Source organism: Pedobacter namyangjuensis, assembly GCF_003313325.1.
Taxonomy (GTDB): domain Bacteria; phylum Bacteroidota; class Bacteroidia; order Sphingobacteriales; family Sphingobacteriaceae; genus Pedobacter; species Pedobacter namyangjuensis.
In genome coordinates this window covers 152,637-167,044 of sequence record NZ_QMHQ01000004.1, presented here as the reverse complement: position 1 = coordinate 167,044, position 14,408 = coordinate 152,637, and the positions used below count along the sequence as shown (strand labels likewise).

The 14,408-nt window shown below is 35.9% G+C and carries 14 protein-coding genes; all 14 read left to right on the top strand.

Annotated elements, in window-relative coordinates; genetic code table 11:
• The first annotated feature begins 141 nt into the window (after nucleotides 1-141).
• The 14 genes from DUT69_RS16385 to DUT69_RS16320 all read left to right on the top strand — a co-directional run bounded on the left by DUT69_RS16385 (nucleotide 142) and on the right by DUT69_RS16320 (nucleotide 14,338).
• Entirely contained in the window at nucleotides 142-2,109 is a 1,968-nt protein-coding gene (locus tag DUT69_RS16385) for a WG repeat-containing protein (protein ID WP_113654340.1), read from the top strand.
• 279 nt (nucleotides 2,110-2,388) lie between these two features.
• Complete coding sequence (locus DUT69_RS16380; RefSeq protein WP_113654339.1) at nucleotides 2,389-3,090, top strand: hypothetical protein; 702 nt, start codon at nucleotides 2,389-2,391, stop codon at nucleotides 3,088-3,090.
• A gap of 6 nt (nucleotides 3,091-3,096) precedes the next feature.
• The gene (locus DUT69_RS16375) at nucleotides 3,097-4,452 is read left to right on the top strand and encodes a hypothetical protein (protein WP_113654338.1); all 1,356 of its coding nucleotides are present in this window, start codon (nucleotides 3,097-3,099) and stop codon (nucleotides 4,450-4,452) included.
• Between the two features lie 88 nt (nucleotides 4,453-4,540).
• Nucleotides 4,541-5,314, top strand: a complete 774-nt coding sequence (locus DUT69_RS16370; protein WP_113654337.1) for a toxin-antitoxin system YwqK family antitoxin — start codon at nucleotides 4,541-4,543, stop codon at nucleotides 5,312-5,314.
• 5 nt (nucleotides 5,315-5,319) lie between these two features.
• Entirely contained in the window at nucleotides 5,320-5,922 is a 603-nt protein-coding gene (locus tag DUT69_RS16365; protein WP_162796339.1) for a hypothetical protein, read from the top strand.
• Between the two features lie 5 nt (nucleotides 5,923-5,927).
• The gene (locus tag DUT69_RS16360) at nucleotides 5,928-6,893 is read left to right on the top strand and encodes a toxin-antitoxin system YwqK family antitoxin (protein ID WP_113654335.1); all 966 of its coding nucleotides are present in this window, start codon (nucleotides 5,928-5,930) and stop codon (nucleotides 6,891-6,893) included.
• 20 nt (nucleotides 6,894-6,913) lie between these two features.
• Nucleotides 6,914-7,264: a hypothetical protein gene (locus DUT69_RS16355; protein WP_113654334.1), complete on the top strand. Its 351-nt coding sequence runs from the start codon at nucleotides 6,914-6,916 to the stop codon at nucleotides 7,262-7,264.
• A 128-nt stretch (nucleotides 7,265-7,392) separates the two neighbouring features.
• Complete coding sequence (locus DUT69_RS16350; protein WP_162796338.1) at nucleotides 7,393-8,316, top strand: hypothetical protein; 924 nt, start codon at nucleotides 7,393-7,395, stop codon at nucleotides 8,314-8,316.
• Between the two features lie 6 nt (nucleotides 8,317-8,322).
• On the top strand, nucleotides 8,323-9,747 hold the full coding sequence (locus tag DUT69_RS16345; RefSeq protein ID WP_162796337.1) for a hypothetical protein: 1,425 nt from the start codon (nucleotides 8,323-8,325) through the stop codon (nucleotides 9,745-9,747).
• A gap of 346 nt (nucleotides 9,748-10,093) precedes the next feature.
• Nucleotides 10,094-10,612 carry a hypothetical protein gene (locus DUT69_RS16340; RefSeq protein WP_162796336.1) on the top strand — a complete coding sequence of 173 codons (519 nt, stop codon included), beginning with the start codon at nucleotides 10,094-10,096 and terminating at the stop codon, nucleotides 10,610-10,612.
• Nucleotides 10,613-10,645: 33 nt separating this feature from the next.
• Nucleotides 10,646-11,491, top strand: coding sequence for a YARHG domain-containing protein (locus tag DUT69_RS16335; protein WP_113654330.1), 846 nt, complete (start codon nucleotides 10,646-10,648; stop codon nucleotides 11,489-11,491).
• Nucleotides 11,492-11,550: 59 nt separating this feature from the next.
• Nucleotides 11,551-11,901, top strand: a complete 351-nt coding sequence (locus DUT69_RS16330; protein WP_113654329.1) for a hypothetical protein — start codon at nucleotides 11,551-11,553, stop codon at nucleotides 11,899-11,901.
• 4 nt (nucleotides 11,902-11,905) lie between these two features.
• The gene (locus DUT69_RS16325; RefSeq protein WP_162796335.1) at nucleotides 11,906-12,964 is read left to right on the top strand and encodes a hypothetical protein; all 1,059 of its coding nucleotides are present in this window, start codon (nucleotides 11,906-11,908) and stop codon (nucleotides 12,962-12,964) included.
• 21 nt (nucleotides 12,965-12,985) lie between these two features.
• Nucleotides 12,986-14,338: a hypothetical protein gene (locus tag DUT69_RS16320; protein WP_113654327.1), complete on the top strand. Its 1,353-nt coding sequence runs from the start codon at nucleotides 12,986-12,988 to the stop codon at nucleotides 14,336-14,338.
• Nucleotides 14,339-14,408: the final 70 nt, after the last annotated feature.

Below are 14,408 nucleotides of genomic sequence, written 5' to 3'. Positions count from 1 at the left end.
CTTTTAATCTGCCTTAAGTTAATTAGCCCCGATTGTAGCGGAAATCCGCCGAATTTTATCGGCGATGAGAGCGGAAAGCGGGAGTAGCGTTAAAAAAAGCACCTCAATTGCGCTTCAAATAAATAATATTTAAAGTTAAACATGAAACTTAAACGGATCTTAATTTTATTGCTCACGAGTACGTTTCTATATGCTTGTAGTCAAACGCCAACTTCTCAGTCACCTGAAGCAAAGATGTACATTGCCTCTTTGAAAGCGATGAAATACGATGAGCTCAAAAACCAGCTCAGAAAAGATACTGCGTTGCTGAACAAATTGATCAAAACGGCAACTTTCACCTTGCAGTTAACCTCACATTTTTCATCGGGCGAGAAAACTAAGGTTGATAAATCGGTTCCGGAATTTGGAATTAACCATGACGAAGCAACAATTAAGGCACTATTTGATGATTACTGCAAAAAATTGCTCTTTGAACAAAACTTTAATGATGGCTACGCCGACAGCACTTTTAGTCTTTACGGGCAGGATATGTTTTCATACGAAAGTAGGTTTAGCCTAACGGATGACAATCACATCTTGGAGAAAAAGGACAGTTTGTTTAAACCGTTTAAAGATAATGTGGTAACAAACGAAAAAGCTTACTTTTTTAGAGGTAAAAAAATAGCTAAAACTGATATCGGGTTAAAACGTATTGATAGTATTCAAGCGGAAATCAGTTTAAAATTCCCAACCGATTTTGAGCGTTTTTCTATCGATAAATCGGCCAAAACGGAAGATTATAAAGATGCTACAATAGAAGTTGAAAGCCTAAAAGAAAATATGGCTCAGCTCAAAATTCCGATGTATTTGTATGCCGAAGTTATCGGGTATCAGGCTTATAATAACCAAAATTTAAGGATGAATAGCAGTGCATTAAGCGCTACACCCATGTTAGGTATTGATAAAAAGGTAAGCGAAAGTTTAAAAGAACTGCTCGATATTTTCACTGAAGTATTGAAAGAAAACGAGGAGAAAAACGGAAAAGAAAAATTAGATAAAATCCGCCAGAACCAGGTTGATGCGAAAGAAAACATGACCGAATTTGATGCTTACCTGAACAAACTATTTGAGGATAAGGAGAAAATAAAAGAACTGGGTGATGTGGGTTTGTACAACGAAATTGCTAACGCAGGCAAAAAAGTAATTGGAGTGCAAACGCAATTTGTTATCGTAGAATTTCCGGATGATATTGAAAGCATTGATGTTTTTGTGGCGACAAAATCTGTTTCGTTGCAAAATAAAGCGATGGTAAAATATGGCAACCATTACTTAGACCCAAAATATTTTGATGAAGCTAAACCGAACATCGTTTTTTACAGTAAAGAGAACGGTAGAAAATTCGGTATCTCAAACCGGGATGGCGAAACCATTATTGAGCCTAAATTTGATGAATTGAGACAGGTAGCAAATGAATATTTTGTAGGCGATGAAAAATTGTACTGGCTAAATGTAGCTGGCAAAAAGATGGTTCCGCTACCGCAATTTGTGAGCTATGTGCAGACTTTAAAACCAGGTTACGATGTTTTTGAAAAAACTGTAGGTAGCGAAGATAAATCTGGCGTAATGCTGAATAGAGAAAAAACTATTTTGCCATTTGAATATTACCGTTTTGAAAAACACGGGCAATTTATCATTGCCAGCAAAACCCACAATTTGGATGAACTGTACGATTTAAACTTCAAAAAAATTCCGAATAAAGGCATTCGAAAAATTCATCTGGTAGATGAGTTTTTCGCTTCTGATATTAAATATCCAACGCTGTTTGAGGCAGAAGATGTGAACAAGAAAAAAGCTCTGGTTGACAAAAACCTCAACTTGTTAACGCCGTTTAAATACGAATTTATCAATCCCTTCTATGGTGTCAACAATTATTTTATGGCAGGAATTAGAACTGCCGATGGGAGCAATTATTGGTACGGAATTATAGACGAAAAAGGCAAAGAAGTTACGCCGTTTATCTTCTGCCACATGAGCGAAGAGTTTGATAAAAACGGAAAGTTGAAATTCTGCTTAAAAGATAAAAGCCAGGCAATGGATTTTGCTTCGTTTATTAAAACCTACAAGAAATAATACCAATTAGGGAAGCTGTAGCCCGATTTACCAAGTTAAGCGTCGGCGGGGACGCCAACGCAGAAGTATTCTTATGTAGGCCTCCACGCCAACGTTAAAATGAACATGTTATTTGCTTCAAGATTGCTTCGTGCCTCGCAACTACGTGTGGTGAAATAGGATTGATTTTTTTGCTAAAAACGCCAGTCTGTTAACGAATAATAAAAAATAAACGGCGAATAATAATTCTGGATTTTGATGTGGGTTTAAGCTGGTATGTTTATGACTTAACCTAATCAAATGAAAAACTTAATCGTTACTTTATTAGTAACCGCAAGCGCCAGTTTCGGTTATGCGCAAAACCTCGAAGGGAGAGAAGAAATTAATCTGTCAGGTTTCGGCTATAAAATCTATACGAAGCAGACAAAGAGCGCTGTTGAAGATAAAACCGTTTATGTTATTCCTAACCAAACCGATACTATTTTTCATGATGCTTTAATAAAAGACTTAAAGGCTGACAAGGAATTATACCGAGGCATCTACGGGAAAAATGGACAGGAAATACACTTTTTGCAGTTCGACTTACAAAGCGATAAAATAAACCATAAAGTTTATGCGCCAAATAAAGAAGGCAGATTGGTGCTGATTAAAGAAAGCAAAAACCTCGACGCGTATCCGAAAGATTTTCCGCCAAAATTCAAGAATAACAAACCCATTCATCCAATTTATCCAGGCGAAAGTATGGCACTTTATAAATGGGTAGAAAGTAATGTGTACCCCATTTTAGCGCAAAAGCATAAAAGCGATGCAAAGGGCAATGCTGTTATGGTACTTGATATTGCGATAGACGGTTCGGCGACATTAAGCGAGGTGAAAAACCTACAGGCAAGCTCTGAAACATTAAATAAGCTACGCGAGAAATTAAGCAAAATGCCCAAATGGGAAACTAAAATTCAGGGTTACGATGTTGCCGGAATAGTATTTATACCTGTAAATTTTTAAGCAAAAATGAAGAACTCAACTAAAACAAAACTTATCAAAGTTACAATGGTAATTGCCATCTGCTTTGCGGTACATGTTTTAGTGGCACTAATTTCCAGCTTAATTGTAAACAAATTGATTTTAAACACGCGATTGGCAAATTTTACTGTTTATGATGGCTACGCAGATTTTAGCATTTTATTAGTTTATATTTTGGTATCGGCGTTGCTAATGTTTGATAAAATTAAAGGCAATGCTTTAGTTATTACAACAGTTTCTTTTTTTGCGTTTCTAACTGTAAAGGTTTTTGTAATCGATATTATTTCGCATTATTTTAGGTTTTATGTAAAAACAGCCCAAAATGGCGCCTATAGTTTCGACATGTTTATAAATCGATTGGCTAAAAACTGGCAAGAGTTGCGCTGGGAATTTAGCAATTTAGGCCAATTTTTATCCTTCATTGGTTGGGTTTTCATCGCGTTGCTTGGTATTTGTTATTTATCCCTTTGGGCAAAAAATAAGTTAAAAGGAAATACCAAAACTAGTCTGGTTTTTGGATTGCTTTTTTTAACGGCGTTTTCATCATGCGGAGATCACATTCAGCGAGAAAAAGATAAATATCCACAAATTCCAGCTTTTCCTGCCTTTGCAAAAAATGCATTGCTTTACAAAAAACTTGATGTTGCCACAGTATCATTTAATGCGTATAAATCTGCCAAAGTAGACGGGCATGATTTGGTAATTCACACAAAAGATTATTTCTTTTACGCAGTTGCGGATAGTTCTTTGTTCCTAATCACCGGCTATCGCGAAGCGATAAAACCTGGGATGGAATTCCCGGCAAAAAATTTTATAATACTAACCAGGTTGAGGAACAAGAAAATCGAAAAATTAGTTTGGACAGAGAGCTGTGATCAAGATTTGCCAATTTTCAACGATGGCCAGACTTTGATAGTCGGTAGTCGGGTTTTTGAGGTGAAAGCACCACGATTAGCTTTTACAAAAGTTGATAAAACCGATGATGATTTGGTAAATGATAGCATGATGGCTTACACCTGGAATTTTAGTAATAAGTTAATCTCGGAAGACTATAAACCGTTTGATAGCACATTCGTAAAAGAATTAGACCGCATTACAATTGGTTCTGATGGAAACTTCACTGGAGGCTTAAACAACGGAATTGACTACACTTATGATGCCGTTCCGATGATTTATTATGAGTTCAACGTAGGTGGAAAAGTAGGTAAAACGAAAATTAATTTCGATGAACAAAAAGTACCGCTATTGTTAAAAGTTGGAGATCAAATTTATTGCATCACTTACAGCAGTGAGTTAAAGTGGAAGCGTGAAGTAAATCACTATGAGATTGGAGTGATAGAATGATAATCGTTCGCATAAAAATGTTGCCCTTAAAAGGCAATTTGAAAGAACAAATTGGGAACGCTGGAAGGACGGCTTAAACGGATAACTTATGAAGAAAGTTGTTTTAATCATCGCAATGCTTTTTACTTATGTTTTCACCAAAGCACAAAAAGAACATAAACTATTTTATGATAACGGTATCGTAAAAGAAGTTGGACAACTTAATGCAAACGGAAAGGAAACAGGCCAGTGGAAATACTATCATAAAAACGGTAAACTATGGCGGATTGGAAGTTTTGAAAATGGAACATTATCGGGCGATGTAATCGTTTACCACGAAAATGGATTGCTATACGAATACGGAAATGTTTTAAATGGCGAGGAAAACGGAAGGTGGACTGCTTTTTACAACAATGGAAATTTCTGGAAAACTGGAAAATTCAAAGATGGAAAAGCCAAGGGTAAATGGAAATTTTACTATGAAGATAAAAATGCTTTACTAACCGATGTTGTACGGTATAAGAATGGAAAACGAGAAGGAAAATTGAAACGTTTCCACAGAAACGGGAAACTGCAAAATACGGGTAGATATAAGGATGGAAAACAAATTGGCAAATGGGTTGAATATTACGAACAGGGTGCGCTGGAAACCTTTGGCTTTTTCATCAACGGGCAACAAGATGGCGAGTGGAAAAGATTTTACGAAGACGGCACACTAATGAGCCTCGGGATCTACAAGGAAAATTTTGAAACCGGTGAATGGAAATATTACTACAAAAATGGCAGGTTGAATGCCGTTGGCGAATATAAAAATGGAAAGTGCATCAATGAGTGGCTATACTATGATGACAAAGGAAATCTGTTGAAAAAAGTTAAATACTAAAAAAGATGAAAAAACTACTCATGCTCATGATCATGCTGGGGGCGTATATTTCAGTTTTTGGACAAGAAAAACTCGTAAAAGACCTCGACTTTGATGGCAAAAAAGATACGATATACATCGACCAAAAGGCATTACAAATTGTTTGCAGGCTATCGACCCAGAACTTCAAAAAACTAAGAAGCAAGACAATCGAAATGTCAAGCGACAATACATACATCAAATCCACCAGAAACGGATTTGAACTAAGAAACAATTGGATGCGAGCAGGTTATGCCTGCCAGTTCAGGTACGAGAAAGGCGAGAAACGCATCCGCTTGATTGGGATTACCGAGTACGCTTTTGGCAACGCCGCTAACGATGGCAGTGGCGAGGCGAGCGCAAACTTACTCATCGGCGATTACATTGGCAATTGGAATTATTTCGACCATTTGGCAAATAACGAAAAAGGCGAATTGGTTAAAATCCCCACCATTAAAACCAAGATGAAATTCAGCAAAATTTATCTGGAACAATTTAGTGAAGAAAGCTATTTTTCTTATCAAACCCAATTAGAGGATATTGTTGAAAAGCATAAAACTGCAGAAAAGAACAGGCGAGCGAAAAACTAAACCAGATGAAAACACTAACTGCGTTTCTTTTATTTTTTGTTTCGAACTTTTGCGTTGCGCAACAAGGTTGGATTAATATTGATCTTGAGGAAACCGCATACGTGTATGCAACCAACAAAACCTGTTTAAAGAAAACTGGTCAGCCTTTAAATGGTAAGTATGCCATCAGATTTAATCGTTACCAAACCAATTACGAAACTTTTTTAAACGGTTTAAAAAACGGCGAATTCAAGGTTTTTAGAAACAAAAAACTGGCAGAAAAGGGTGCTTACCAAAATAATTTACGTGAAGGCGAATGGCTTTATTACAATGAAGATGGCTCCATTAGGCGACGAAGTAGGTATGAAAATGGTTTGCAGGAAGGCTTAGAAACCGATTATGATCACGGACGAATTGAAAAAACCGCTACGTTTAGTAAAAATCACCTCGATGGTTGGCAATTAAGATATTCATCATCCGAACCAAATGAACCATTTGAAAAATCATTATATGTAAAGGGTCAAAAAGTTAAGTTTATCCGCTATAAACATATCAACAATTTAAAATTTATCATTAGCGATAGCTTGGTTTATGATGACCAGAAACAATTGATACTGAAAAAATCGTTTGTTAACGATAGCCTGTTATTACAATATAAAATCAGTTATAATGTAGTTATTAAAGATGCTTATCAGATTAACACCACAAAAATTGAAATAGCTGATGGATATAATTCTAATATTGCCTACCTGTTGCCAGAGCGAGATGAGTATGAAACAGAGATGAGAATGCATGAGTTGCTGAATTACAAATTCGCTTACGATACCGACGTGAAAAAGCCATGTTTGCTCGTAAGCAATTTAACCCGAAATCACTTTTATACCACTACTTTCTACAGGTTATATCCAGCAGAAAACCTTCAATCGGTAATCTATCACAAAGGCGGAGACGATATTTTACCAGGGTGGTATTATAGAGATGTAAATAGATAAATTGGTTTAATAAAAAAAATATGCTTCTACCAATTCCAATCATTTTATTTATCCTTTTGCTGGTATATTCAATTAAAAAAGCAAAGCAAAAAGCGGATGTCAATAAACATGTCATCATTAGACTAGGCGTGTTGATTGCTTTTATTGCGCTTACATTTTTAATCGTTTACCTCATTGAAGGCAGGTCTGGTACGCTAGGTTCATTTTACATCAGCGCCTATTTTTCTGCAACGTGGATTTTATATTTAATCGTTGAAGCCATCAGCTTGTTTGTCGTAAAGCAAAATAAGCTGGCAAGAACAAACCTCATTATCTTGTCCTTTATTGTTTTTTTTGGCGCTATGGTTACGATTACACTTTCTAATACTTAAAATGATTTGTTTAACTAACACGATATAAATTGAAAAGCTGTTTCTCCAACATATTAATTTGGGTAATTATGCTGGCGTTGTCATCCGTTTTACTATTGGTTTTTTCCAGCCGATTTATTGTTCCTGCTGTGCCTATAATTTTAGCAGTTATTGTTGTTATAGTTACCAAAACACAGCGAACGCTGATTAATAAAAAAGCTACAGCAATTTACGAATTAAAGGAAGGTGTAGTTAAAATAGAGGGAACAATTAGCGCTCCAAAAACGTTTGAAACGCCCTATTTCAAACAACAATGTATTGCCTACACTTATAAAGAAGGAAACATTACCTACGATAGTGATACGGGTTCGGAACATGTAAATAGCACCCTTGAAAAAGAAGAATTTCAGGATTTTTATTTAAGTAACTCGACAGGAAGAATAAAGGTGATGATTGATAAATTAAACCTGGCACTTCTGCCTGCCAAAACTGACACATTACATAGCGTTAAATACGCAGTTGATGATATCCGTTACACTGAGAGAACCCTAAAAAACGGCGATTTGATAAGCGTTTTGGGTTATGCAATAAAAAATGCTCATCAAGAATTTGAGTTAAGTGAGCAAGGCGATAACCCCCAGGTAATTGCTACGCCGGCTGTAGAAGACAAAACACGGAAAGCGTTTAAAGTTTTAAAAGACCTACTGCCTTATTTAATTTTAATGTACGTTGGCGTAAATTATTTTCTATTTGCACCTATAAAAATCCACATAGTGGAAAGTGAGGTTTTTCCTTACTTCGCGATTTTCGGCATGCCAATTTTAGCTTTAATTTTAAGTGTTATTGGTAATCGAATGGATGGTTTTGCCAAATTATTCTTCACCCATTTAGCTGGAATTTGTTTCAGTGTACTATTCTTAAGCTTTCCTTTAATTTGTTTATTTTATTTGACTAAACTGGAATTTACTCGAATTTTTTGCATTTGGGTAACGATTTTTATATGCACCACCATTGCTTTTTTAATGAACCACCGAAAACTGGATGGCTATTTCAGTAAGGAAGAGTTAACATAAAACCTCATGAAAAAACGATTATTCAAGATATTTACTTTTTTATTTATTGCCATCATGGCGATAAGAGTGCAGGCGCAAGAACTTAAATTTCCGGAAAGTTTCCGCTCAAACTCTTCGCTTTTTAAGGGAATGGCAATTTCCGAAATTCCCAAAGACATTCAAACCAAATATGGTATTAACAAAAACCCAGGTTTAGTTACCAATATTGCAAAAGCCAAGGGCGCACTTTTTACCGCCAAAACGCCTGGCGTACAAGCCATTTACTTAGAAGTTTGGAAAGACCCTACAATAAAAAATAGTGATTGTGGGTACGAAGTGGCGCAGTTTGCGTCGGTTTCGGAATTAGAAAAGGTACTGCCAAAATTTAACAGTTGGTTCTATGGTGCAATTTTAACAGTTCAAAATTATCTAATTGTTGTGAAATGCGTTTCCTCAAAAAATGCAGAACAAAACATTGATAAGATGGTAGCCTATTTTCAGAAAAGATTAGGAGCAAAGCTTTTTCTCGATAGAAAAAAAGAGGTTGAAGTACAGGTTCCAGTTACCGAAAACTATGTTTCAAATTTACCTCCACCGCTACCACCAGAACCAAAAGGGAATTACACCAGCTTGGCCATTGGAGATTTGGATAGTTGCATTGCCAATAAAGATGGATTAGCCTACATGCGCACCAAAAATCACGAAAAATTGGCGCCCGGAAAATATCGGGCAACTAGTATGGCTCCAGCTGTTGAAAGTTTAGTTTTTACGCTTGACCAAGATAGTTTGCTCCACGGAGATTACGAATATCATTATGCCGAAGATTACAGCCAATCGCCCTCAAAAGAAAGTAAATTAACTTACGACCATGGCGTTTTAACTTCGGAGATTGTTTACAAAGATGGTAAACTTTTGGGCTCAACAAGCTTTACGCCCTCTGTGGTTAAAGAAGGAAATGATTATCTGATTACCATTAAAACAACTACTAAAAGCCCAAGTAATGGCGATAAAGAAGTGGTTACAGTCTTCCGTAATCGTAAACCTGTTTCCAAAACCACTACCAGATTTCGTATTTCGGTAATTAAAAAAGACTTCGAAAAAAAGGTGCTGGAACATTATAACAGCAAAGGCCAACTCACCGAATTTGAAAAACCTGGCTTAATTGAACGCTATGCGACTGACGGCAAAGTAAACTATAAAGATGAATGGATTAATGACGATCATTTTATTTATACAAATGGAAAATTGACAAAAAAAGAAATCGGCGTAAAAGGTAAACAACAATATTTAGTTACCGAATATGATGAGCAAGGAAAAGTAACGAGAGAATTTTCGAGAGGAGTTGAAGATTACCCCGCAATTGCAAATCCTGATGAATATGAAAAGGATTTAAGCGAAGTTCGAATATTACCAAAAGAAAACGAAGTGATGAACAAGTCTTTAAAAAGTTAAACCCTAATTTATGGTTAGCTATTATTTATTAGAAAAGCAATTTCCGAAGCGCTATTCAACGGTAGTCGGGCTTTGCACTGCAATCTTTTTGTACCATAAAACTGAGCAAACCCGATTGTTCAGTGGTGCACAAAAAGGATTTCCGTTGCAATCCCGTTTATGGCAATAAGGCTTACTGCTATTAATAGTGGCAAAGTAGTACGAACATAGGTGTACTACCTTTACAAATTTAAACCCGACAGAAGCGAACACGTATCCCGATTTTTCATCGGGAGAAGTAAAGCGAATGGCGGGACTTTCGGAACCGATTGAAACAGAAACTTGTTTTTCAAAAAAAAGAGAAATCATGAAAAAAATACTCACATTAATAATCGCCACGATAAGCTTAAACGCATTTGCACAAAAAGGACCACCACCTGCTACGGTAAGACTTGCTGGTACTTCAGATATTTTGAAAACTGATAAATGTTTGGCCTATTTCAGTATAAAAAAAACAAAGTTTAATGTTTATCTGGGCTATCAAAAACCTAGTGAAATACGCCAACAGAGCAAGGGAGATACTTTACAGGTGTACAAAATTACAAGAGATAAATTCAATTTCAGTCACCTGGAGATTGTAAAATACGGCACAAAAAACGGAAAAATTATTCTCGAGGGAAGTTATAAACTGTTAAATGACACGCTGATAGTTACCGAAAATTTCTACGATTATACGGGTTCTTTCTGCATTACCACAAAGTACATTACCGATAAATGGGGCTTGAAAGAAGTAAGCGATGATATGAAGGGTATTAAGCTGGAGAACTTAACCGAAAGACATTTGAAACCGGCAGAAATGAAAGTTCCACCACCCGCAAAAAATTAAAAAAAACGGCAATTCATCCACATATTAATAGTTATGAAACAATATTTCTCGCTTCTGTTTTTGATTTTTTGTTGCGCCGTTAATTGCTTTGCGCAACAAAAAACAGCTATTAAAAATTGCCCTTGCACCAGCTCTACAGAAATTAGCGCTTGGACACCAGAACTGAAAAAGGGATACGACCAAAAAAGCATCGCTAACAATTTTGCTTATAGCGTTAACGGTATTTACATTGCCGAAGACCGAGACACGGTTTACCAAATAAAAATTATTGTAGATCCAAAATCGTATGGCACTTTTGTGTATTACCAGCACCTTAGTTTTAGTAAGGCAAGGCTGATCAACAAACAAGTAACCAATTGCGAAACCTTGCCGAATGTACACGATGGCGGTTGGGTTGGCAACAACATTTTTGAACCGAAAAATGCCATCAACAAACAATTTGTAGCTTCAGAATTTTTTGTTGGAGAAAATTATGTCAGAGTAGACAAAAGGCATTTTTATAGATTTTACAAATGCGATAAAGAAACCAAGTTTGGCATTCACGATGCAGATAGAGAAAGATTTTACCGTAAAGTTTATTGGGAAGTGGAGGGTGATTACCCTGAAATTTCAACCCGCAGTTTTACCCAAGTAGATGTAAAAAAGTACAACAAGCAACAGCTGGCAGAAATGAAAAACACTGTTTATGCCCGTTACAATTATGCATTTAAGGAAGGTGGGAAGTGGTATCAGCATTTCAATAAAAAACCAGATTACCGATGGAACCATTTTAAAAATATAACGCCTTTTTTAACTCATGTTGAGAAAGAAAATATCAAATACATCACGGCTTTTGAAAGTGCCGATTATTACGACAATCAGTTTAAAAACGACTTTTAGACTTTTGGGAGAAACTGAGGCTAACTACAAAAGATGCAAATCTAGAACGACTAGCCTCTTTGGTTCAGTTTCCATTTACCATTAATGGCGAGCACGATGATATGCCTGTTTTAAAAGTTAACAAACAACAGTTTGCTAAAATATGGCCACTTTTAATGCAACAAGAAAACTACGATATGCGGGACAATGGCAAGCTGGTTTCTTGGTATTCTAGAAGTATTTTTAGCAAAGCTGATGCTTTTGCAGAGCAGACCTTGCATACCAAATCAAACAGTATCGCAAATCTGGATTTCGAAAAATTAAATGGCGTGTGGAAACTGAATGGTGCTTACGCCGACTTGGAGTTATATCCGAAAATACAAAGTATGCTGATGTCGGATAAAGGGAAATTTCCAGATAAAAAAAATTAAGAGAATGAATAAGTTAGTTAGAAAATATCTCTTCTTAATTACCTCTATTACATCGATATTTTTATCGGCTTGTAATTTAGGTGATGGTATTATGGAGCGTAACGAAGAGCCGTTAGCATCAGCTTACGCCAATTTTCAAGAACTAAATGAAAACTATCGTTCTACACATTTTGAGGTGAAATTAATTTGCGAAGCACAAGGTTACCCTCATCCAATCCGTGTTTTTCCATCTATAAACAAGCAGTGGATTATAGAAGCTGATGCGGAAAAAAGTGATGAAACCCAGGGCGATTATATCTTCTATAAACTTAACGGAGCCGGCAACATAACAGATACCTTGTATTTAACCTACAAAGGATATTGGGCCGAGCTCATAGATGATTTTATGGTTTTTACGAATTACGAAGAAGCCTACTATACAACTTGGCCATTGAACGGTGACACGACGAAACGATATTTTAAAGTTTTAAATGCCGACTTAAATTGGAGCGCTGTTAAAGTAAACCAGCATATTGAAAATGCCAAAGCAAACTCAAAATATTGGTTTTGTAAATATATAACCAACAACGAAAACAGCTATCTGAAATTTTACTATTATCAAAACAAACAATGGCAAATTTTATGGCAAAAGGTTGAAGGTTTTCAAACCGTTCGCGACGAGGAAAGTGCGGGCCGATATAGCGTTGAAGTGATACGAACTGGTGAAACAGACCCTCATTTAGCAGAGAATATTACATACCTACATCACCATCGGCTAGAAAAATTATCTTACAGTCACAACATTGGGGGTGGAAATCCAGGATTTGATGTAACCAATTGGCGAGGTAAAGCCTTTTTTAAGACGAGCGTTAACGATAGGGATTTTCATTTTTTTGAGCCAAATATTGCCGTAGAAAATGAACAATCTGACGGAAATAAAAATAGATTTTATATTGTTTCAGAACCTAATGCCTCGGCAATCATTTTTACACCTCTGATTTATAAGGTGCCAAACAGCTTTGCTTTTTACACTTCAGATCGAAATAAATTGTATCTCATAAGAGAAAAAATTAGGTCTAAATAAAATAAATCAACAACCTACCAAATGAAAAACCTACTTTACCTATTACTCTTTGCATCGCAAATCAGCTTTGCGCAAAACATCGATTTTAAAAAATTTGAAGCCCAGGCTTTAAAAGTTGCTAAAACCAGCAAACATGCCGATTTAATAAAAAGCTTTATCGCCGAGAATAAAGAGACTGAACAAATCACACAACTAGATTTAATAAAAGATTACGTGGGTTTTGGTATCGTTATTAATCCAAAAAATAACAGCACAAAACTACTGCCTGCAAAATATACTTTCGATATAAAAACACGGCTATCTGCAGTTGGCGTGATAGATTTAGATAAACCAGAACTGACTGCAAAACAGTTAGCCTATTTATCAGCATTCACCAAAAATCCCTCAACGCTTGCCAAAGACGAATATTTTAGAGCATTTAAATATCACACTTTTACTAACGAAACCAAATTGGAAATAGGTGATGATTTACTACTGAAAGACCAGAATTACACGACTTATTTCACTACAAAAAACAACTTAATTTATGCCATCGGCATGAATAAAACCAGCGATGAATTTATCTTTTACAAATTCGACACGAAGGTAATCCCAAACGACGATTATTTGCTCATCCAAATGGAGAAAAACAGAAAGGTAAAGTGGGCAGAGGAAAGCAAATTAAGGGATGTTTTTCCGCTTTATCATGATGTTAGGATAGATGATATCCGCACTGCGTTATATTATTTGCTCCGCGAAGAACCTTACAAAAGCGATAAAAAATTGATGGAGTATGCCAAAGGAATGAATAAGAAGTTAGACCGCACGAACATTAGAAATTACAAGGCAGAATTAAATTATTTTTTGGATTTAACGATTGATGAAAAGTTTTGGAAATACAAAAGCGATGAAGTGCTGAACTTAAAGCATACTTCTGCACATGCATTGGCTGATATTTATTTTGGTAGCGGAGATTTTAAATTAGCTGAAAATAATTTTATACGTTCGCTGTTGAGTTACAGACTTATTGCTGCAGGAGGAACAACGTTTCAAAACGACGCCAACCGAATTAGCTACGATTTAAGTAAGGTGTACGAAAAAATTGGTAAACCCGATGAAATGATTGGATATTTAATCCCATTGTTAAATGGAAATGGCAGCATAAATTCAGCTGCAGCATTACTAAATACCTACATTGAGCAATATAAAATAGATAAAAAAACTTTGAAAAAGCAATTAGATGCATCTTTTGAAACGCTAGGCAATTTAAGGGGCGATGGTACTTACACTTATATGTTTAATGGCAAAACGGTTTTCTTTTTAAGCGTTTTTACTAAAACCAAAAGTAGTTTTGCTAAAGAAGTAATGGAAACCGATTTTTATAAATCGTTGTAGATTAGTCTATTTTTTAACCGAATTCATCATGCTGAATTTATTTCAGCATCGGTCTAGCTTTAACCACTAT